This window comes from Streptomyces aurantiogriseus, from assembly GCF_014649375.1.
Lineage (GTDB): Bacteria > Actinomycetota > Actinomycetes > Streptomycetales > Streptomycetaceae > Streptomyces > Streptomyces aurantiogriseus.
Window position 1 is genome coordinate 463,809 of sequence record NZ_BMSX01000004.1, and the last position, 19,902, is coordinate 483,710.

Sequence of the window (19,902 nt, forward strand, 5' to 3'; positions counted from 1 at the left end):
AAGCAACAGGTCGATTATGAGGGCCGGTTGAGCCACACCTGTGGCGGACTGTCCGATCCGTCACCGCAGTTCGGCGCCCTGAGGCCCTCTCGCGCCAACGCCCCCGGCCGTGCCCGGAGTTCGGCTCGTTCCTCACGCTCCCGTGACCACACGGTGGAAGCGGCGTACAGCTTTCCCCACAAAGACACCCGAAGCCTGCACCGGCCGCAGCGGACGTACGGCCGACGCGCCGACTTCGGCTCCCTCCCCCGCCGTTACCCTTCCCGTATGGGGAAAGCCGCAGGTGAACAGATGGGGGTCGGGCCCGCGTTGGTGCGGTCGGCGTTTCTGGTGAACGCCGTGTACGCCGAGTCGAGCCGGGCGTACGGCATCACTCCCCAGCAGGGGCAGTTGCTGTGCGTCCTGAGGCCGCAGCCGTACGGGATGAGTGAGCTCGGGGAGATGCTGGGGCTCGCCAAGTCGAGTCTGACGGGGCTGGTGGACCGGACGGTGCAGCGCGGGCTGGTGCGGCGGGAGGCCGATCCGCGGGACGGGCGGGCGGTGCGGGTCGCGCTCACCGACGAGGGGGCCCGGCTGGCCCACGAGTTCCACGAGGCGACCTGCCGGCGGATCGACGAGCTGCCGTCGGGGCTCAACGGGGCAGAGCGCGACCGGCTGGCCGCGCTCCTCGCCCGCGTCGTCCTCGACAACAAGGTGCCCGAGGTGTTCACGGACCCCGAGGTCACTCCGTAGAGCCCGGTCAGGCGCTCACCCGGATCAGGCCCTGCGCGCCGCCAGGATGCGCCGCATCCTGGCCTCCAGTTCGGAGCGCTCCTCGGCGGCGCGCTCCGCCTGGGCCCGGTGGTACTCGAGCTCCAGGCGCCGCATGCGATCCGCGGTGTCCTGCTCCACCTGGTGGCGCTGCACCTCGTGCTCCAGCCGCGCGCACGCCTGCTGCACCTGGAGCTCCTCGGAGTACAGCCGCCGGCTCGTCTCGAAGCGCTTGCCGAGCAACTCGTCGTACACCGTCGCACCGCTCATCAGCTTGGCGAGGACGGGCATGGCGTCGAAGCCCAGGAGCAGCAGGTGCAGGACGACGGTGAGGAAGAGCGCGAAACCGTCCGCCCCGGCGACCTTCGTGAGCCCGTGGGCTCGCGTGAGGATGCCGTCGGTGTCGAGGGCGGCGGCGCGCCGGCTGGTCTTGTCGTCGATGGCCCGCTGCAGCAGCGGCTGGTAGTCGTTGGCGGCCCTTTCCTTCTGGGCGGTCAGGGTCTGGACCTTGGCGGTCAGGTCCTTGAGCTGCTTCTCGTACGGCTCGAGCTCGGTTGCGGCGTCCGAGGTGGCCGTGCGGGCCCGTTTGCAGGTGATGGTGACGTCCCGGCCTCTCCCCGTCCAGATGTAGTACTTCGGTCCGCACAGGCGCTGTTCGGTGGCCAGCTTGTCGTCGTGTTTCTTGCCGAGGCCGTCGACCTGGGTCCTGAGGGTCGCGGCGCGGGCGGTGTTGTTCTCGATCTGGCGGTCCAGTTCGGCGGGCGAACCCGCGACCTTCAGCTGGTAACGGCCGCATTCGGGACGGCCGGTGGTGGAGGTGCCGTCGGTGGGGTTGCAGGAGACGAGCATGCCGCGGTAGTCCGCCACCTTCTGCTCGTTGCCCACGGCTATCTCCTGGCGGATCTCCTTGTCGAAGATCTGGAAGAGGATGGGCTCGGCGATGAACAGGCCGAGGAGCACCGACAGGAAGAAGCGCAGCATCAAGGTCCACTTCTTGACCTGTGTGCCGTGCGTGCTGGACACCAGCCAGCTGTCCAGCGTGAGGACCACCCAGAACCAGATCAGGGACACGCACGCCACCGCGGGCCACGGCAGGTCGGAGCGGAAGCTGCCGAGCGCCAGGGCCATCGAGGCCGCGCCCACCACGGCCGTGTTGAACACCAGCGCCCCGTACAGGGTGTAGCGGGTGCGCATTTCCGGGACCCAGGTCAGCAGGCCCTCGTCCACGCCGATCAGCTTGCGCAGCCGGACCGCCGGCCCGTGGGCGGGCGCCACCGGGCGGCGCGCCGACGTGCCGTCGCCGTCGTCGAGGGAGGCCGTGTCGGCGGGGCGCAGCGGGATGTCAGTCGCCAAGGCTGGCCTCCTGGTCGGTGCCGCCGAAGTCGAGGAGGGCGTCGTCCGTCTCGCCGTCCGTCGCGCTGCTGTCCGGGGCGGGCCGGGAGGCACGGTGCGGCTCGCCCTTGGCGTCCGCCGTGAGCTCGGCCGGCGCGTCGCCGGCCAGTTCGCCGCCGCGGGTCCGCCGGCCTTCGCTGCGGCCGCCCGGCGTCCGGCCCTGGCCCTGGCCCTGGCCCTGCGGGACGTCGCCGACGCTGTTGATGAAGGCGCCCGCGTCGTACATCGTGCTGTCGAACAGCCCCCGGTCGATGGCCTGTTTGCCGAGGGTGGCACGGACCGCCAGCTGTTCCTTCGCCCACTCGCGCTCGTCGCGGTCCCACCGCTCGGCGTCCGCGCGCTCCTCCTGGCGCCGGCGCAGCCGGTCCTCGTGCTCCAGGTCCCAGCGCCGGGACTGCTCGCGCCGCCGGGCGGCCATCTCCTCCCGCTCCTCCTTGCGGGTCAGTTCCCGCTGCTGGTCGGCGCGTTGGAGGCGCCAGCGCTCGTCGTCGCGCTGCACGGAGTGCCGCTGCAGCTCGTACTCGCGGTCGACGCGGGTCCACTCGTCCTGGCGCGCGTACCCGTCCTTCTCGGCGTCGTGCAGGCGCCGGGAGAGCTCGTCGGCGCTGATCTCGCCGCTGCGGAAGGCCAGGAAGGCCGCGCCGAGCGGGTCGTTGCCGATCAGGTTCACGTCCTTGGCGAGCTCGGCGCGGACGGTGTCGTTGCGCCGGACACCGAGGTCGAGCTCGTGGTCCTGCTGGTCGGACTCCGCGAGGCGCGTGTACTTGGTGCGCAGCGTGTCGTGCTCCTGCCTGTTGTACTCCTTGTCCAGTTCCTCCTTGTGCCGGTTGCGCTCCTTGCGCTGGGCCTGGAGGCTGCGGATCTCCTCCTCCTTGAGGGCCAGTTCGGCCTCGCGGATGGCCCTGTCGAGGGCGGCCTTCTGCTGCCGTTCCGCGAGGACGAGGTCGCGCTCCTGCTCGCGGCGGACCCGCTCGAGCTCCGCGAGGTGCGCGGCCTGCTCCTGCGGGGTGCGCACCTCGACCTGCCCGCACCTCACCCGCAGGCCCGACACGTCGGACGGCCGCATCTCGTGGTACGCGGTCAGCCGGGCGTCGATGCGGTTGCGCACGGTCGAGGAGTCCGCGACCGGCAGGTCGCTGCCGTCCTCGGTGAGCCCGGGCACCGCGAGCAGCTGGGCGAGCAGCAGTGCCTCCACGTCGGTGATGCCGTCGCGCACGACCGCGCAGGGGTCGATCACCCTGCTGAAGTACGTCACCCGCACGGTGAACTCGCCCGCGTCGGCCGAGGGGATGCGTGTCTCCACGACCACCGGCACCTCGGCCCGCCGGTCGACGACGGTGACCGAACTGGCCGCGAGGACGACCGGGTCGTCGGCGCGCAGCTCCCCGTGGTCCTCGACGTACTCCTCGCCGACCCGGAAGACCCGCACCTGGTGCGCGGCGACCCGGGGCAGATCCCCCTCCTCCCGCGTCGTGCGCCTGCGCAGGATGCCACCGCGCCTCTCCGGCCGCCCGTACTCCCGCTGCTCGACGAGCGGGTATGTCTCAGCCATGTCTGTCAGTCCTCCGTGCTCAGTACGGCGGTCATGAAGATCTCGATCAGTTCGGCGGTCGCCTCGTCGGGGTGGGCGGCGACCTGCCGGAGGGGGGCCGTCAGCCGCAGCCTCTCGTCCGGGGCCAGGGCCGCGCCCACGGCCCGGCCGAAGCGCTCGGCCACCGGCTGCGGGCGGGCGGTCACGACGGGCAGGTCGCGCAGGGCGGCGTACAGACCGCGCAGGGCCAGGCCCCGGCGCGGACGGTTCTCCAGCACGCCCGCCCAGAGTGCGCCGATCCGTTCGCTCAGCCGGGCGTCACGCTCCAGCAGCCCGGTGCACACCAGCCGGCCGGTGCGCGCGTCCCGCGCCCGCAGAACGGTCAGGACGGTGTCGAGGACGGTCTCCTTGTGCGGGCCGGTGCGCGTCTCGCGCTGGGCGCGCATCTGGTAGGCGAGCGGCCGGAACACCGCGCCCGTGTCCTGGTCGCACTCCGCCAGCACCGCGACCAGCCCGGCCAGCGCGTACGCCGCCTCCACGGGCCGGCCGTCCCTGCGGAGTATCAGCCGCAGCAGTGTGTGCACGGCGTCCGTCGGGAAGCGCACCCCGAGCGCACCGCTGAACGCCGACGTCGCCGTGGACCGCAGCATCGGGTCGGAGGAGCGGGCCCAGCCGCGGGCGACGCCGAGCGCGGTCGCGGCGAGCGACTCGTCCAGGCACATGCACTGCAGCACCAGCGTGGCCGTGGACTGCCCGGCGGGGCCCGCGCGGCCGGCCGCCCACGGGTGCAGATAACTCTCGACGACCTCGTCGAAGGCCGGCAGGGCGAGCAGCGCCAGCCCCTGCGCGACGGACAGCTGCAGTCCCAGCCCCGGCCGCCCGGCGACGAGCCGGGTCAGCCAGTCCCGCACCCCGTCCCAGTACGGCGTCGAACGCTTCGCCCACAGCTCCTCCAGCACCCACTGCCGGTACTGGGGCTGCGGGAAGACCAGCGCGGTACGGGTGAGCGCGCCGTGCTTGCGCTCCTGTACGGCGACGAGCGCGTTGCGGCTGAGCGACAGCCGGATGTCGACGACCCGCTGAGCCTCCAGGGCGGCCTGCTCCGGGGTGGGCGGTTCGGGGAAGACCGGGGTCACCCTCTCCGCCAGCTGCTCCTGCCAGGTCTCGAACTCGCGGTAGCCGGCGCCGGTGACGAAGGCGAGCGTGGTCACCTGGACCCATTCCTGCGGCGAACGCTCTTCGGCGAACCACTCGCGCACGGGCTGCGCGGCGCTGCTGCCGTACTCCCGCCAGACCTCGGCCGGGTCGGCGCCCCGCGCGATCCGCTCGGCGGCCGCGGCGACCTCGGTGACCGTGCAGCCGGACGGCATCAGGGCGACGGCCCGCTCGACGGTGTCCCCGGCGCACGCGGCGCGCCGCAGGCGCACCCGCAGCACGGCCGCGAGATCGGGCAGCCGCCAGGGGACGTGCCGTACGGACTCGACCTGGGCGCCGACCGGGTGGACCGTGGTGACCACCAGGTACGCGCCGTGTTCGCGGACGGTGTCCCGCACCCGCCGCCAGTCGAAGTCGGCGGTCGCGGACGTCTCCTCGTTCATCCGGTCGAGCAGCACGTAGCCGACGCCCTTCTCGAACGCGACCCGTCCGCCGGCGAGGTCGTCCAGGCTGCGGCCCGGGGAGAGCACGACGTGGTCGGAGCCCGTGGCGACGGCGTCGACGAGCGCCACCGCCCCGGACCGCTTGCCTGTGCCGGGCGGGCCGACGAGCACGACGACCCCGTCCTCGTCGAGGGCGCGCGCCGCCTCCTCGAAGCAGGCGGGCCTGACGTACGGCGCGAGAAGGGCATCCGCCTCGCCCGCGTCGAGGCGGCCGACGGCGCGGCGGCGGGCGCCGTTGCCGGAGTCGGCGGTGCCTATGCCGAAGAGGGACCCGGAGGCGTCGAGGGCTCCGTAGAAGTACTGGTTGACGTTGTTGTGGTGGACCTGGGCCGGTGTGGTGGGCGGCTCCTTCTCCTCCTTCTTGTCGTTCTCGGTGTTCTTTGCCGGCTCCTCGGAATCGTCCGGCCGCTTCGGGTCCTGCGTGGGTTCGGGGGTTCTCGGTTCCGCTTCGTCGGGGGCCGACGGTTGCGTCGTCGGCTCCAGGGTGTCCTGGGCCGTGCGCTCGCTCTGTTCCTCGTTCATCTTCGGCCGTCGCTAGAGATCACTTGGAGATCCCGAAGACGGATCCCGGTGCGTGAACGGTTCCGTTGATGACCTGAACCACCGTGTCTCCAGGGGCAGTTGGGGCACTCGGGGGGCGCACGTCCGGCACTTCACCGCCCCCGGTGGCGCCTTCACGCCCCGCGCCGGACGGCACCCCCAGGTCCAGCGCCCGCGCGTCGTACCCCGGCACCCGGATCCACGCACGCCCCGTGTGCTCCTTCTCCGCGACGACCACCTCGCGGAACTCCTGGGCGCGGATGGTGGTGTACGCGTCACTGATCACGTCGTTGAAGACGGTCGGGGACACGGCCAGGGCGAGACAGGCGTCCGGCGCCGCGGCCAGGGCCGCCTTCAGGGCCGCGCTGTCCAGCATCCGTCCGACCTCGACCGGGGCCCGGCCGACGAAGCCGATCGCGCCGGGCGAGGCGGAACCGAAGTGCACCACCGCCCGCAGCCGCAGCCACGCCGCGCGCACCCGGCCGTGGTTGAAGGCCCGCAGGCCGGCGTCCAGGTGCCGCATGAACGTGTCGACGAGGTCGGGCTCGGAGGCCCCCTCGGGCAGGACCGCGAACACCGAGTCGCCACCCACCTGGGTCTCCCAGCGCTCCCACTCCAGCCCGGACGCGGCGGCGGCCTCGCTCAGCAATCTCCGGATGGCCTCCTGCAGCTGCCGCTGCGTCACCGCGTCGGCGCCGCCGTATCCCTTCGCGTCGACCGCCAGCAGCAGTCTGCGACCGAACGTTCCCATGCTCGAACTCCCCGCTCAATGGATGAAGCGCACCCCCGGGCCTCGGGGCCGGGGGGCGCGCTCCGGAACACGCCGGCGTCCGCTCCCCCACAGGCGGACGCCGGTAGGCCAGTGGTACACGCCCCGTGCGCCGCGGACCCCGTCGAAGTACGGGATGCGGAAAGGTGCGGGAACATACAGCGGTCATCGCAAGTTACGGGTGGGTTCGAGCCGTTGGAGCGGAAAACGGCAGGCCGACGGCCCGAATCCCGCAGAAATCCCAGGTTCCACGACCTGTTTCCGGGCTCACTGGAAACAACCAGCCCTTCGCAGGCCGCCCAGAAGGAGCCCCATGCAGCCCCCCGTCGATCACTCCGACAGCCGTCCGGCGCAGTTCATGTTCACCGCCCTGCAGACCACCCACCAGCACGCCGACGCCAAGGCCGGAATCCTGGCCGCCGCTCAGGCCGCCCTGGTCGGTACGGCCGGGTTCTGGAGCGCTCCGGCCCTGCGCGCCGCGCAGGCGGGCGGCCCGGCGGGGGTGTTCGCCGCCGGGCTGCTCGCCCTCTTCCTGTGCGGGCTGTTCGGTGGCGCCGGGTTCCTGGCCGCGACCGTGCGTCCGCGGGTGCTGCATCCGTCCGGCGCCAATCGCTACAGCTTCGTCCACCTCGCCTCGGGCCCCGACATCCTGCCGGCCGAGGACTCCGGTGGATCCGGCGAATCCGGCGACCCGGCCGCCCGGGAGCGCCGGGAGCTGTCCGAGACCGTCCGGTTCCTGTCCCGGGTCGCGGTGCGCAAGTACCGGTGCCTGACGGCCGCCGTGGCCTGCACCGCGCTCATGGGCGTCAGCGCCGGGCTGCTGGTGGTGCTGCGGCCGGCCCTGTCCTGACCGGCACCGCGCCCATCTCTCGGGGCTGCTCCTCCCTCGGAGCCCATCCCTTGGCGCTCATCCCTCGGCGCTCATCCCTCGAGCAAGAGGTCTCCCAGCCGCCTGAGCCGGGGCAGGTCCCGAATGACCGTCGAGCCGTACCCGGTCTCCAGCAGCCCCTCCTCGCGCAGCTCTCGCAGCCCCTTGTGGACCGTCGTCTCGGCGGCCCCGGTGAGAGCGGCGAGTTCGGGCTGGGTCAGCCGGCAGCCGAGGACCATGCCGTCCTCGCCGGGTTGGCCGTAGGTGCCGACGAGCTCCACCAGGAGCCGGGCCAGGCGCACCTTGACCGGGTAGCCCCGGAAGTCGAGGCGTCTGCGGTTGGCCCAGCGCAGCCGGTCGGCGACGATCCCGGTGAGCACCAGGTGCACGTCGGGGCGGCGGGCCAGGAGGGTGTGCAGCGTGGCCGCCGGCACCAGCCGGGCGACCACTTCGCCGCAGGCCGTCACCGTGGCCGAGCGCGGCGCTCCGTCCATGGCCGCCATCTCCCCGACGCTGTCGCCGCCGACCCGGACCGCGAGCAGCGTCTCCTCGCCGTTCTCCACGCGCGCGGTCACCTTGGCGAACCCGGACAGCAGCAACAGCACGTGCCGGTCGTCCGCCCCTTCGCTCAGCAGCACCTCTCCCACCTCGAAACGTGTACGCACGCCCAGGTCGAGCAGTTCCCGACGGGCGTCCGGCGACACCGCCCCGAGCAGACTGCGCGCGGGCCACTTCTGCGAGCCGTACGTCATGAGCGGGCTCCCCCCGGCCGGTCGACGAAACCCTTGAATCCTGCCCGCTCCTCAGGCACCCGCGAGGGGAATTCGCCCCACGTCGTCCGGGCCGGCCGCCGCCGCGGGGGATGTCCCACCCCTCCGGTCCGCCCACGCCAGTGCCAGGGTCACCGCGACCGACGCCAGCGCCATCACCGTCATCGCCGTCGCGGGCGAGGTGAGTTGGGCCATCGCGCCCGCGAGGGCCGCGCTCACGCCCTGCAGGGTGAGCATCCCCGCCGAGTGCAACCCCAGGGCGTGGCCGCTGAGTTCGGGCGGTGTGAGCGCCATCAGGCGCTCCTGCTGGACCAGGCTCGCACCGAAGCCGACGGAGGCCACGGTGGCGCAGAGCGCGGCGAGCGGCAGGGCCGGGCGCAGGACGAAGAAGACGTACGGGGTGGCCAGGAGCAGCAGGAGCGGGGTGGCCATGCGGGTGCGTACGGCGGGCGGGAGCAGCCGGCCGACCGCGAGGTCACCGACCAGCATGCCCAGCGCCGCGCACGCGAACAGGGCGCCCGCGGCGGCGGGGTCGTACGGCACGAAGAGGGCCTCGCAGCCGACGACCAGGCCGTTGGGGAGCCAGAGGCCGAGGTAGACCAGGCGGCGGGGGCGGGAGGACCACAGGAGGGCGTTGGTGCGCCAGGTCGCCGTGACCGAGGGGCGGCCGCCGGTGCGGGGTGGGCGCGCGGTCAGGCCCAGGCGGGCGAGGGCACCGGCCGTGATGTGGAGGAGGGCGGCCAGGAGGAGGACGCGGTGCGGGGAGAGGGCGGTGACGAGGGCGCCTCCGGTGGCGTAGCCGGTGATCTGCATCAGGCCGCTCATCATGTTGAAGACCGAACGGCCGGGCAGGTAGCCGTCCTGGGGAAGGATCTCGTTCAGCAGGCCCCAGCGGACTCCGCCGCCGAGCGCCGCGACCAGGCCCTGGACGAGGACGACCGCGAGGACGGCGGCGACCGGGAGGCCGGGCACGGCGAGGACGGCCGTGGCGGCGGCGAAGGCGAGGGAGAGGCCGGCGAGGGCCGTTCTCGGGGGGAGCCGGTCGGCGCCCGAGAGGAAGAAGGTCGCGCCGAGCACCTGGGCGAGGGAGGCGCCGAACATGCTGACCGCCGAGAGGAGCGGGGAGTCCGTCGCGCGGTACACCAGGGTGCCGAGGGCGAGGCCCGCGGCCGTCTGGGCGGCGGTGTGGGCCGCGGAGGAGAGGAGAAGGGGAGTGAACTCCCGGGTGCGGAAGAGCTGTCGGTAGCCGGTCATGCGGCGGAGTCTCGGGCGGGTGTGGGCGGGGTCGTTATTGTTTCGCGCGAGCGCGAAAGGTCGTACGGGTCGTACGGGTCGTAGGGGGTGCCGCGGATGGGGTGGTGGCAGGTGAACGCCGACACCCTGGCGGGAAGCCGGTTCGTGATCTCACCGTTCGCCGAGACCTTCGCGAGTCTGAAGCTGCTCCACGCGGGGGTGGGCGCGCATCCCGGGGAGGGGGCGTGGCTGCGGGCGCATCTGCCCGGGTACCGGGAGCGGATCGCCGGCGACCCGGTGACCGCGCTGCTCGTACGGGCCGGGCTCGGGCGGCACTGGATCGCGGACTTCCTCACGCCCACGCCCCGGGAGGGGGAGAGCCTCGAGGACGGCGTCGCCCGGGTCCGGGCGGCCGCTCCCGCCGACGCCCGCGCGCACCTGCGGATCTCCCTCGCCGGGGAGTTGCCCGCGGCCCTGGAGCGCGACGATCTGCCCGAGCGGGCGGCGGCGCTGCTGGAGTACGTGTGGGAGGCCGCCGTACGGCCGTACTGGGAGCGGCGACGGCGGGTCCTGGAGGCGGATGTCGTCGCGCGGACCGCGCAGGTGAGCCGGGGTGGCTGGGCGGCGGTTCTGGACTCGTTGCGGCCCGGGACGCGGTGGCTGGGCGAGAGTCGGTTTCAGGTCAACCTGCATGAGTATCCGCCGCGGGAGATCTCCGGGGCGGAGTTGCTGTTCGTACCGGTGACGCCGAGGACGGGGTGGGTGTCGTGGGAGGGGCGGGAGCGGTACGCCGTCGTCTACCCGTGTACAGGGGCTCTCGCCGAGGACCACCGGGAACGGGCCGTACCGGCCGCCCTGCACGCCCTGCTGGGCCCCGCCCGGGCGGCGGTCCTGGTGCTGCTCGGTGGGGGCCCGCTGAGTACGACACAGCTGGTCGCTCTGACCGGGCAGGGGCTCGGGTCGGTGGGGCGGCATCTGCGGGTGCTGCTGGACGCGGGGCTGGTGGAGCGGCGGCGGGCGGGGCGGTCGGTGCTGTACTCGCGGACGGGGGCGGGTGAGGTGCTGGTGGAGGCGAGTGGGGGTGCGGCGGGGTGAGCCGTACGGGGGCCGCGCCGTGACGGCCGGGGTCTGTCCGCCGGACAGGTCCTGGGCGCCCCCGGAACCGCCGCGCGTCACCCACCGGAGCTAGCATCCCCGCATGACTACAGATGCCGGTATTTCCCCCCTCCATGTCGAGATCGGTGCCCTCAAGGGCGGTTCCGCGGAGCTCTCGCAGTACGTGGGCCAGGCCGTCCTGATCGTGAACGTGGCCTCCAAGTGTGGGCTGACCCCGCAGTACACGGGGCTGGAGCGGCTCCAGGAGCGGTATGGCGCGCAGGGCTTCACCGTGGTCGGCGTGCCCTGCAACCAGTTCCTCGGGCAGGAGCCGGGAACCGCCGAGGAGATCGCCGAGTTCTGCTCGGCGACGTACGGCGTGACCTTCCCGCTGACCGAGAAGGTCGAGGTCAACGGGGAGGGGCGGCACCCGCTGTACGAGCGGCTCGTGGGGTTCGCGGACGCGGAGGGCCACGACGGCGACATCCGGTGGAACTTCGAGAAGTTCCTGATCGGGCGCGACGGGAGCGTCGTCGCGCGGTTCTCGCCGCAGACCGAGCCGGAGTCCGCGGAGGTCGTCGCCGCCGTCGAGGGGCAGTTGGGCTGACCCTCGCTTGACCTTGCCCCTGGGGCAGGGCGGAGTGTCCTCGTCGCCGGGCGGAGAAGGCCGCCCGGCGACGGAGGATGACGGGGTGGACGTGGGGGACGACGAACTGCTCACCATCGGCGCGTTCGCGGCACGGGCCCGGCTGTCGGCGAAGGCGCTGCGGCTGTACGACCGGCTGGGGCTGCTGGCCCCGGCGCACGTCGACGAGGCCAGCGGTTACCGCTACTACCGCGCCGGGCAGGTGGAACGGGCACGGCTCGTGGCCATGCTGCGCCGGCTCGACATGCCGCTCGCGCGGGTCGCCGAGGTGGTCGGCGCGGCGGACGGCTCCGAGGCCGCCGACCGGCTCGCCGCCTACTGGGCGCACGTCGAGTCCCGGGTCGCCGCCCAGCGCACGCTGGCCGAGTACCTCCGTGGACGACTGTCGGGGAGGAGCTCCGAGATGTACGGAACGTTCGAGGTCGAGACGGTGGACGTACCCGCGCAGGTGGTGATCACCGAGAAGCGGCACACGCTGGCGGGCGAACTGCCCGCCTGGATCGACGCGTCCCTGGGCCGGCTGGAGGAGGGCGCGGCGGCCTGCGGAGGCATCACCGGGGCGCCGTTCGTCGTCTACTACTCCGAGGTGTCGACGGAGAGCGACGGCCCCGCCGAGTCCTGTGTGCCCGTCGCCGACGAGGTGGCGGCGCGGGCGTGGGTGGAAGCTCAGGGGCGCGGCCGGGACGTCTCGGTCCGGGTGGAGCCCGCCATGCGGCTCGCCTACACGCGGATCGTCAAGGCACAGGTCGCCCATCCCCAGATCCTGGCCGCGTACGAGGCGGTGGAGGCGTGGATGAAGCGGGAGGGCCTGGAGTACGACGGCCCGTGCCGGGAGGTCTACTTCGCCGAATGGGAGGCTGCGGGCCCTCAGGACCCGGTGTGCGACGTGGCGTTCCCGGTACGGGTGACCGAGTAGCGCCGAGGACCGTGTAGCTCCCCGGGAGACCGCGTGGCCCCGAGAGACCGCGTGGCGCCGGGGAACAAGCCGAGCCCCCTCGGCAAGGACGGCGAGCTCGTCGAGAGGGCTCTTCGGTAGTGCTTGTGAAGTTGTCAGACGTGAGGGGACGGGGATCGAGGGAGATCCCCGCCCTACGCCTTGACCGAGGCGACGAAGAGGTTCCACGCGTCGGCGGGGAAGTCCAGCACGGGCCCGTCCTCGACCTTGGAGTCCCGTACGGCCATGGCCGCCACGATCGGCGACTTGACCTCGACGCACGCGCCGTTGCCGGTGGAGTAGGAGGACTTGGTCCACGTGTCCGTGATTCCCTGACGGATTGCCATTTTTGCTCCGGATTGCCTGTGTGATGAGTTGCTGTCGCCGTACACAGGGCACGCCTGCGGGCCCACGGCACGGTTTCCGCCAACGGTGTTGCTCGATGGCGTGATCGACGCTACTCGCCAACATCGGCTTACGAAGCGACTATTCACTCGACCGGATGGCATATTCCAGATGGGTCTTCCATCCGGACCGGTGAAGGTGTACTGTGCGGCACCCTCCCGGCCGGACAGCCCGCCGGGACACCTAACGCGCGTAATCCTTCGCGATGTCCGCGATGAACTGGCGGGACTGATCCACGTTCAGGGCCTGCGCCCGCAGGTGCTCGTACATCACGCTGTACTTCTGGACGTCGTTCGGCTTCTCCAGGTAGAGGTCGCTGGTGACGCCCTCGATGTAGACGACGCTGGAGTCGGACGCGTCGGGGAACTCCAGGATCGCGTACTGGCCGTTCAGACCCGGGTGCGCGCCCATGTCGAAGGGGATCACCTGCACGGTGACGTGCGGCAGTTGGGACTGCTCGACGAGATGTTCCAGCTGGTCGCGCATGAGGGAGCGGTTGCCCACCACCCGGCGCAGGGCCGCCTCGTCCATCACCGTCCACAGGCGCAGAGGGTTCTCCTCGGCGCTGATTCGTTCCTGCCGGCGCATCCGGACCTGCACGCGCTTCTCGATCTCGGTGGCCGCGGTCTCCGGCAGCGCCCCCGAGATCAGCGTCTCGGCGTACTGACGGGTCTGCAACAGGCCGGGCACGACCTGCGGGTCGTACACGCGCAGGCTCGCCGCGTCCGTCTCCAGGCCGATGTAGACGCTGTAGGGGACATCCCCGAAGGCGTGCCACCAGCCCTGCTGGCGGGAGTCCTTGGCCATCTGCATCAGCGACTCGACGATCCGCTGGTCCTCGACCTCGTAGACCCCGCACAGATCGCGGACGTCGCGCTGGCTGATGCTGCGCCGGCCGTTCTCCAGACGGCTGATCTTCGACTGGGACACGAGCAGGCGGTCGGCGACCTGTTCGGCCGTCATGCCTTTGTCCTCGCGGAGCTTGCGCAACTCCTGGCCCAGCCGGCGCCGCCGGACGGTGGGATTGACATTGGACGCCACGGGACGTGCACCTCCGGCTGCATGCCTGTAACTGACACTTTGCGTATCTGCTGTTGAGCAGACTGCCACCAAGGCGCTTACTACCGCTGGAAAACGGTGGATATGCGGCCGGTACACGCCACTCAGGCGTTTCCGCACCCCCTTCTCACCCCTGCCCTGGTAATGCGCCGAGCCCTGACGCCGTGCCAGACCGGCCACCGCTCGGTCCGGCTCCGGACATGCGTCCGCGCGGGGCGGTGACGCCGGGTGTCCCGAGGGACGTACGGCATCACCACCCCGCGCGGGCCGCGGCGGCTCCCGAACGGGTCTCGCGGGTCTTACGGGACGCAAGGGGCCTACGGATCACACCCCTTACGGGTCATACGGGTCGTGCGGGTGCGTCGTGGGACTGCGGCTCAGTGGGCCACGACACGTGCCATGGAGCCTCGGCGCGGCTGCGCCGGAACGCCACGGGCGGGTTCCGGTGCGGTCCTGACTCCCGGTCCGGCCTGGCGGCCGGCCTGTGCCGGGCTGCGACGCGGCTGTGCCGCCGCGCCGTTCTGGACGTCCATGACGGCGTGCGCCACGAGTCCGCCCATGGGGTCGTGCCGGATGAGATCCCGCAACCGGGAACGGGACGAGCGTCCTTCGTTCCCCGGGTACAGGTGCTTGCCGAGGCCGACCGCGTGCGCGAGCGCGGCGAGCGCCGCGGTCCGCGGGTCCGGCGGTACGCCGGTGCGGATCGCGGAGTCCAGCCGGGCCCTGATCTCCCGGCTGATCGCCGTGTCCGTCGCCTGGTAGCGAGTCGTCGGCAGCACTCCGCACATCTGGCCCGCCACGGCATGCACCATGCCGCACCGCTCCAGATGCGAGAGGTAGGTCTGGCGGAGCCCGAGACGCGGCCCGCCGATCCAGTGGACGGCCCGTACGGGAGCGCCACGCCTTCGCAGCAACTCCAACGCGCAGTCCAGAGTTGGATCTCCAGTCGGCCGTGGGGACACCACGGCGATACGATCCCCGTCTGGGGCTATCCGTCCGGCCAGCGCCAGCTCCACTAGCTGTGCTCCGGCCAGACCAAGGTCGAGCGACTGCGGCTGCGCAGTGGTACCCGTGGCCGGGTCCAGTGCCAGCAGCAGAAGCTCCTCCGGAAGTGTTCTGCGGCTCCTGCCCATCCATGCCTCCCCGCGTGGATGAATGACAGGGTGACCCCTCTCACATTCATCTGTCGAGGGTGCGTGACCGGTTCGTAGTGGAACCAGTAGGTATGTCGTTCTCGTCTACCGCAGGAGCCAAGCCCACTACACAGGACACTGGTACATGGTTCGGACAGTGCCGTGGAGCGGGTCCCGGGTGGGCGGTTCATGGTTCGACAGGCGCGCGGTGGGCGTGCGGCACATGGAGGAGGCATCGGTGGCGGGCGAGTCCCCCGACAGGTCGAAGCAGCGCGAGTCGTCGGCAGAACCGACGTCGGGGAGCGCGGGAGCGGTTCCCGAAGCGCGGGATCCGCGGGCCGCGGTGACGCGCGGTGGGGTGGATACGGCGACTCGGGTGTTCTCCGTGCGGGAGCTGAAGACGGACGGCTCCCCCGAGGACTCCGACTCCGCGGAGCCCGCCGGGGGCGAGGAGCCCGAGGAGGCCGCCCAGGACGCCGCTGAGGGCGACGAGGCCTCCGCGGGCCGCGAGAAGCGCGCCGGCGCCTCAGAGAGCCGCGACGAGCGGTTGCGGGCGGCTGTGGCCCAGTGGGTGGCTTCGGCGGACGAGACGGCGTCCGGCGAGACCGGCGAGGACTCAGGGAAGGGTTCCGGGACGTCCCGGGACTCCCAGGAGGAGTCCGCGCAGGACGCGGCCGAGGAAACAGCCGGGTCCGCCGCCGACGACGGCGCCGACGACGGCGCCGAGCCGGAGGCCGGCCAGGAGCCCGCCGCGAAGGCCGAGGCGACTCGCGAGCCCAAGCCCGCGAAGACCACGCCCAAGTGGGCGACGAGCGCCTCCGCCGGCGCGGAGGCCGAGCCCGGCCCGGGCGCTACGGCCACCCAGGACGCCAAGGGCGACGACGCCGAGCCCGACAAGGCCGACGCGACCGGCAAGCGCGAACAGGCCCGTCAGCCGCGTGAGTCCAAGGACGAGGTGGCCGACAAGGCCGTCGCGGCCCACACGGATGACGAGCCGAAGGCCGACAAGGGCGACGCCGGGGCCGATGGGTCCAAGGGCGCCGCGGACGGCAAGGCCGGGGCAGCCGACGGCCCCAAGGGCGCCCCTGCCTCCGCCGAGAGCGCCAGGGACGCCGAGGGCGACGACGCCGCCGAGGCCGAGGCGGTCGGCAAGGCGGGCTCCGCCGACAAGAGCGACAACAGCGACGAGGGCGGCAAGACCGTCACGGCCGACGAAGGCGGCGCCCCGAAGGCCGAACGGCGTGACCAGCCGAAGGCCGACCAGGCCGACGCAGGCGACAGCGGCGCCAAGGCCGACGCGGACGACAAGCCCGGCACGGCCGACGCGGACGCCGAGTTCGCCGCGGCCGACGCGCCCTCCGACACCCCCGTCGACCAGCCCACCGCTGTCTTCAAGGCTCCCCGGCCCGCCAAGCCCGCCGTCGATCAGCCGACGACCATGCTGAAGCTGGGCGGCGCCGCCAAGGCGGACGACAAGGACAAGAGGGACGCCGAGGACGAGAAGCCGCAGTCCGGCGGCAAGGCGCAGCCGGACACGAAGGCGCAGCCGGACACGAAGGCGCAGCCCGGCGACAGGGGCAAGGCCGAGGGTGACAAGGCCGAGCCCGGGGCAGCAGCGGAGCGGACCAGCAAGTTCGTCGCGCTCAAGCCTCTTGACGATCCCTCCACCCGTCAGCCGAAGCCCCCCGTGGAACCGGCGAAGCCCGTCGTGCCGGCGGAATCCACCGCCGTGATTCCCCAGGTCGGCCCCGAGCGGACCACGCAGCAGCCGTTGCCGCCAAAGCCGCCGCTGGATCTGCTGGCCGAGCTGACGAACACGCCGCCGCCTCCGCCGACGCCGCTGCGGACGCTGGCCCGGCGGGTGAAGATCTGGACGCCGTTGGTCCTGTTGCTCGTGATCGTGTTTGCGATCGTGCAGGCCGTGCGGCCGTTGCCGGCGACCGCGCTGACGCTCACCGCGAAGGACTCGTACACCTTCGAGGGCGGCAAGCTCTCCCTGCCCTGGCCGGGCGAGGGCCAGGGCTGGATGGACGTCGACGGCGTCGGCAAGATGGGCAGCTTCGGCAAGCAGACGCCCGTCGCCATCGGCTCGGTGGCCAAGACGATGACCGCGTACGTCGTCCTCAAGGACCACCCGCTCAAGACGGGCGAGGAGGGTCCGAGCATCACCGTCGACGCCACCGCCGAGAAGGAGGGCGGCTACAACCAGACCGGTGAGTCCACGCTCGACAGCGTCAAGGAGGGCGACAAGCTCACGCTGCATCAGGCCCTCTCGGCGGTCATGATCCCGTCGGCGAACAACATCGCCCGGCTGCTGGCCCGCTGGGACGCGGGCACCGAGGCGGCGTTCATCGAGAAGATGAACGCGGCCGCCAAGGAGCTCGGGATGACGAACACGACGTACACCGACGCCTCCGGACTGAAGGAGACCACCGTCTCCACGGCCGAGGACCAGGTGAAGCTGGGCAACGCGGTCGTGAAGATCCCGGCTCTCGTCGCGATCACCAGCGCGGCCAGCTGGACGGACCCCTCCGGACGCTACTACTCGAACTTCAACACGCTCCCCTACCTCATGGGCGCGATCGGCATCAAGACCGGCTCCACCACCGCGGCCGGCGGCAACCTCCTCTTCGCCGCCCGCAAGGAGGTCGGCGGCGAGACGGTCACCGTCGTCGGCGCGATCCTCGGACAGCACAAGCCGAAGATCCTCGAGACGGCCAACAAGGTCAGCAGGACGGCACTGACCGCCGCCCAGGACGCGCTGACCTCCGCGAAGATCCTGAAGAAGGGCGACGTCGTCGGATACGTGGACGACAAGCTCGGCGGCCGCACCCCGGTCGTCATCACCAAGGACGTCACGGCGGTCGGCTGGGCCGGGCTGACGGTGAAGCTGAAGTTCGCCTCCGGCGAGGTCCCGCACACGGCGAAGGCCGGCACCCAGGTGGGCACGCTCACCGTCGGGGACGGCTCGGGCAATGCGGTCAAGGTACCGGTCGCCCTTCAGGGGGAGTTGGTCGAGCCGGGCTTCTCGGACAAGCTGACGCGCGTCGGCTGAGCCGCGCGCCGCGTACGCCCCCGTCCCGCACCCCGTCAGGGCAGCCGCCCGGCGGGGTGCGTGCTAGCGTCACGAAACGGGACAGGTCGGCGGCCGCGACGACGCGGCCGTGAAGCGGGCGCGAACGGGACGCGACCGAGAGCAGAAGACGGGACACGGGGAGTGCCTTCAGGTGGCCACTGCGGAGCCGACACGCACCGACGACACCGGTCCGGGCCCGGACACCGGCCCGCGGGTACACGTGCCCGCGCCGCAGTCCGGTGACCACGACCGCGACCCCGCCCCTCCGACGGGTGGGCGGGAAGCCGTCGCCGAGGCGTCCCGCGTGAGAGCCGTCGCCCGCCGGGCGGGTGAGTGGCTCCGGCGGCATCTCGTACTCTCCATGACGGCCCTGTCCGGCGTACTGCACCTCATCTGGTTCTTCGCGTTCGCGAACAGCGGCGGGGATCTGGCGGCACAGGACGCGTGGGCCGAGTTCGTCGGCCGGCACCCCGACTCCGCGTACAACCTCGCCTGGTACGGCGGTATGCATCCGGTGTCGTACAGCGTGGTGTCGCCGTATCTGATGTCCGTCCTCGGTGTCCGTACGACGATGATGATCGCCGGAACGCTGTCGGCGGGGCTGCTGACGCTGACCCTGCTGCGCTGCCGGCCGGTGCGGAACCCGGTGTGGCCGGCGCTGGCGGGGGTCTTCGCGCTGCTGTGCAACGCGGCTTCGGGGCGGGTGACGTTCGGGCTGGGCAACATGTTCGCGCTGGCCGCGGTCGCCGTCGTGTTCTGCTGGCCGCACCGCTGGCGCTACAAGCGGTGGGCGAAGGCGCTGTGCGCGGCGCCGCTCGCCGCGCTCGCCACCATGGGGTCACCGGTCGCGGGACTCTTCGTGGGGCTGGTGGCCGTCGCGATGTTCCTGCAGAAGCGGCGGCCGGGCGCCTGGGCGCTGGGGCTCGCCCCGAGCGCCGTCGTCGCCGTCTCCGCCTGGCTGTTCCCCTTCTCCGGCACCCAGCCGATGTCGTTCGGCTCGGCGTCCCTGCCGCTGCTGTTCTCGGCGGTCGTCTACGCCGTCGTGCCGCGCGACTGGAAGACGGTACGGATCACGGCGGCCGTGTACGGGCTCGCGGTGCTGCTGGTGTGGATCGTCAGCTCGCAGATCGGGTCCAACATCACGCGGCTGGCCATGCTGTTCGCGGGTGTGGTGCTGATGGCCGCGCTGCCGTTCGCGGTGCCGCGCAGCCGCAAGTGGTACGTGATCGTCGTGTCCTCGCTCGTCTTCGTCGGCTGGATCGGCTTCAAGTCGGTCGACGACATCGTCCGTACGACGCCGGCGGCGTCCTGGGCGCGGGAGTTGGCGCCGCTGGTGAACGAGTTGCAGGAGGTCGGCGCCGAGAAGGGCCGGGTGGAGGTCGTCCCGGCCCGCTCGCACCGCGAGGCCTCCGCGCTCGCGCCCTACGTCAACCTGGCCCGCGGCTGGAACCGGCAGGCCGACATGAAGCGCAACCCCCTCTTCTACGACGACACCCTCAACTCCGCGAACTACCACGAGTGGCTTCAGCGGTGGGCCGTGCACTTCGTGGTCGTGCCCAAGGACGAGCCCGACGGGGACGGCGGGCAGCGGGAGCGGGAGCTGGTGCAGCGGGGGCTGCCGTACCTGAAGCAGATCTGGGGCGACGCCAACTGGCAGCTGTTCAGGGTGACGGATCCGGCCTCGCTCGCCGAGCCGAACGCGGTGGTGCAGCGGGCGGCGCAGGGCGAGATGACGATCGACGTGAAGAAGGCCGGGCGGGTCCTCATCCGGATCCCGTACTCGCCGTGGCTGAGCATCGTCGACGCGGACGGCAAGAGCCTGAAGCCGCCGCAGGAGACGCAGGCCTCCAAGGACCGGGCGGAGGGCGAGCCGAAGACGTACGAGAACGTCAACGGCTGCCTGTTCGAGACGGAGGAGGACGCGGAGGGCGACCAGTGGACGATGCTGGTCGCTCCGCGGGCGGGGACGTACCGGCTTGCCGCGCCCTATCAGTTCCCGCGGGGCACGCCGTGTCCCGATGAGTTGCAGTGAGCCGAGGCGGG

16 protein-coding genes are annotated in these 19,902 nt (G+C 72.1%); 7 read left to right on the forward strand and 9 right to left on the reverse strand.

Going from position 1 to position 19,902, the window contains the following annotated elements; translation table 11 throughout:
* The first annotated feature begins 291 nt into the window (after positions 1-291).
* Positions 292-732 (forward strand): MarR family winged helix-turn-helix transcriptional regulator, encoded by a 441-nt coding sequence (locus tag IE263_RS11625; RefSeq protein WP_189935379.1) that lies wholly within the window; start codon positions 292-294, stop codon positions 730-732.
* 24 nt (positions 733-756) lie between these two features.
* On the opposite strand, the gene IE263_RS11630 is transcribed toward IE263_RS11625, so the two are convergent.
* From IE263_RS11630 to IE263_RS11645, 4 genes are read right to left on the reverse strand one after another with little or no spacing between them, the layout of a single operon-like run.
* Positions 757-2,103: a DUF4407 domain-containing protein gene (locus IE263_RS11630; protein ID WP_189935084.1), complete on the reverse strand. Its 1,347-nt coding sequence runs from the start codon at positions 2,101-2,103 to the stop codon at positions 757-759.
* Complete coding sequence (locus tag IE263_RS11635) at positions 2,093-3,694, reverse strand: coiled-coil domain-containing protein (RefSeq protein ID WP_229910914.1); 1,602 nt, start codon at positions 3,692-3,694, stop codon at positions 2,093-2,095. Before IE263_RS11635 ends, IE263_RS11630 begins: the two co-directional genes overlap by 11 nt.
* Before the next feature lie 5 nt (positions 3,695-3,699).
* On the reverse strand, positions 3,700-5,853 hold the full coding sequence (locus IE263_RS11640; protein ID WP_189935086.1) for a hypothetical protein: 2,154 nt from the start codon (positions 5,851-5,853) through the stop codon (positions 3,700-3,702).
* A gap of 19 nt (positions 5,854-5,872) precedes the next feature.
* Positions 5,873-6,622 (reverse strand): hypothetical protein, encoded by a 750-nt coding sequence (locus tag IE263_RS11645; RefSeq protein ID WP_189935088.1) that lies wholly within the window; start codon positions 6,620-6,622, stop codon positions 5,873-5,875.
* A gap of 331 nt (positions 6,623-6,953) precedes the next feature.
* On the opposite strand from IE263_RS11645, the gene IE263_RS11650 reads away from it, so the two are divergent.
* A complete protein-coding gene (locus IE263_RS11650) occupies positions 6,954-7,490 on the forward strand; it encodes a Pycsar system effector family protein (protein ID WP_189935090.1) in 537 nt (178 codons plus the stop codon).
* Between the two features lie 71 nt (positions 7,491-7,561).
* On the opposite strand, the gene IE263_RS11655 is transcribed toward IE263_RS11650, so the two are convergent.
* Positions 7,562-8,260, reverse strand: coding sequence for a Crp/Fnr family transcriptional regulator (locus tag IE263_RS11655; RefSeq protein ID WP_189935092.1), 699 nt, complete (start codon positions 8,258-8,260; stop codon positions 7,562-7,564).
* 51 nt (positions 8,261-8,311) lie between these two features.
* The gene (locus IE263_RS11660) at positions 8,312-9,532 is read right to left on the reverse strand and encodes an MFS transporter (RefSeq protein WP_189935094.1); all 1,221 of its coding nucleotides are present in this window, start codon (positions 9,530-9,532) and stop codon (positions 8,312-8,314) included.
* A 96-nt stretch (positions 9,533-9,628) separates the two neighbouring features.
* Between IE263_RS11660 and IE263_RS11665 the strand changes: the two genes are divergently transcribed.
* The 3 genes from IE263_RS11665 (at position 9,629) to IE263_RS11675 (ending at position 12,168) form a co-directional block, all read left to right on the forward strand.
* A complete protein-coding gene (locus tag IE263_RS11665; RefSeq protein WP_189935096.1) occupies positions 9,629-10,606 on the forward strand; it encodes an ArsR/SmtB family transcription factor in 978 nt (325 codons plus the stop codon).
* 103 nt (positions 10,607-10,709) lie between these two features.
* A complete protein-coding gene (locus IE263_RS11670) occupies positions 10,710-11,213 on the forward strand; it encodes a glutathione peroxidase (RefSeq protein ID WP_229910915.1) in 504 nt (167 codons plus the stop codon).
* 85 nt (positions 11,214-11,298) lie between these two features.
* The gene (locus IE263_RS11675; protein ID WP_189935098.1) at positions 11,299-12,168 is read left to right on the forward strand and encodes a MerR family transcriptional regulator; all 870 of its coding nucleotides are present in this window, start codon (positions 11,299-11,301) and stop codon (positions 12,166-12,168) included.
* Between the two features lie 173 nt (positions 12,169-12,341).
* On the opposite strand, the gene IE263_RS11680 is transcribed toward IE263_RS11675, so the two are convergent.
* From IE263_RS11680 to IE263_RS11690, 3 genes are all read right to left on the reverse strand, one after another.
* Entirely contained in the window at positions 12,342-12,533 is a 192-nt protein-coding gene (locus IE263_RS11680) for a DUF397 domain-containing protein (RefSeq protein WP_189935100.1), read from the reverse strand.
* Between the two features lie 241 nt (positions 12,534-12,774).
* Positions 12,775-13,632, reverse strand: coding sequence for a helix-turn-helix domain-containing protein (locus IE263_RS11685; RefSeq protein WP_189935102.1), 858 nt, complete (start codon positions 13,630-13,632; stop codon positions 12,775-12,777).
* A 395-nt stretch (positions 13,633-14,027) separates the two neighbouring features.
* Positions 14,028-14,783 carry a GOLPH3/VPS74 family protein gene (locus IE263_RS11690; protein WP_189935104.1) on the reverse strand — a complete coding sequence of 252 codons (756 nt, stop codon included), beginning with the start codon at positions 14,781-14,783 and terminating at the stop codon, positions 14,028-14,030.
* Between the two features lie 376 nt (positions 14,784-15,159).
* Between IE263_RS11690 and IE263_RS11695 the strand changes: the two genes are divergently transcribed.
* Together IE263_RS11695 and IE263_RS11700 are read left to right on the forward strand one after the other, a co-directional pair.
* Positions 15,160-17,838 (forward strand): D-alanyl-D-alanine carboxypeptidase, encoded by a 2,679-nt coding sequence (locus tag IE263_RS11695; protein WP_444545095.1) that lies wholly within the window; start codon positions 15,160-15,162, stop codon positions 17,836-17,838.
* Positions 17,839-18,010: 172 nt separating this feature from the next.
* Complete coding sequence (locus IE263_RS11700; protein WP_189935106.1) at positions 18,011-19,891, forward strand: DUF8823 domain-containing protein; 1,881 nt, start codon at positions 18,011-18,013, stop codon at positions 19,889-19,891.
* Positions 19,892-19,902 lie beyond the last annotated feature (11 nt).

Bases quoted from the DNA above. Each gene is read 5' to 3' on its own strand.
- IE263_RS11625 (WP_189935379.1), top strand. From the start codon at position 292: ATGGGGGTCGGGCCCGCGTTGGTGCGGTCGGCGTTTCTGGTGAACGCC.
- IE263_RS11635 (WP_229910914.1), bottom strand. From the start codon at position 3,694: ATGGCTGAGACATACCCGCTCGTCGAGCAGCGGGAGTACGGGCGGCCG.
- IE263_RS11640 (WP_189935086.1), bottom strand. From the start codon at position 5,853: ATGAACGAGGAACAGAGCGAGCGCACGGCCCAGGACACCCTGGAGCCG.
- IE263_RS11645 (WP_189935088.1), bottom strand. From the start codon at position 6,622: ATGGGAACGTTCGGTCGCAGACTGCTGCTGGCGGTCGACGCGAAGGGA.
- IE263_RS11650 (WP_189935090.1), top strand. From the start codon at position 6,954: ATGCAGCCCCCCGTCGATCACTCCGACAGCCGTCCGGCGCAGTTCATG.
- IE263_RS11655 (WP_189935092.1), bottom strand. From the start codon at position 8,260: ATGACGTACGGCTCGCAGAAGTGGCCCGCGCGCAGTCTGCTCGGGGCG.
- IE263_RS11660 (WP_189935094.1), bottom strand. From the start codon at position 9,532: ATGACCGGCTACCGACAGCTCTTCCGCACCCGGGAGTTCACTCCCCTT.
- IE263_RS11665 (WP_189935096.1), top strand. From the start codon at position 9,629: ATGGGGTGGTGGCAGGTGAACGCCGACACCCTGGCGGGAAGCCGGTTC.
- IE263_RS11670 (WP_229910915.1), top strand. From the start codon at position 10,710: ATGACTACAGATGCCGGTATTTCCCCCCTCCATGTCGAGATCGGTGCC.
- IE263_RS11680 (WP_189935100.1), bottom strand. From the start codon at position 12,533: ATGGCAATCCGTCAGGGAATCACGGACACGTGGACCAAGTCCTCCTAC.
- IE263_RS11690 (WP_189935104.1), bottom strand. From the start codon at position 14,783: ATGGGCAGGAGCCGCAGAACACTTCCGGAGGAGCTTCTGCTGCTGGCA.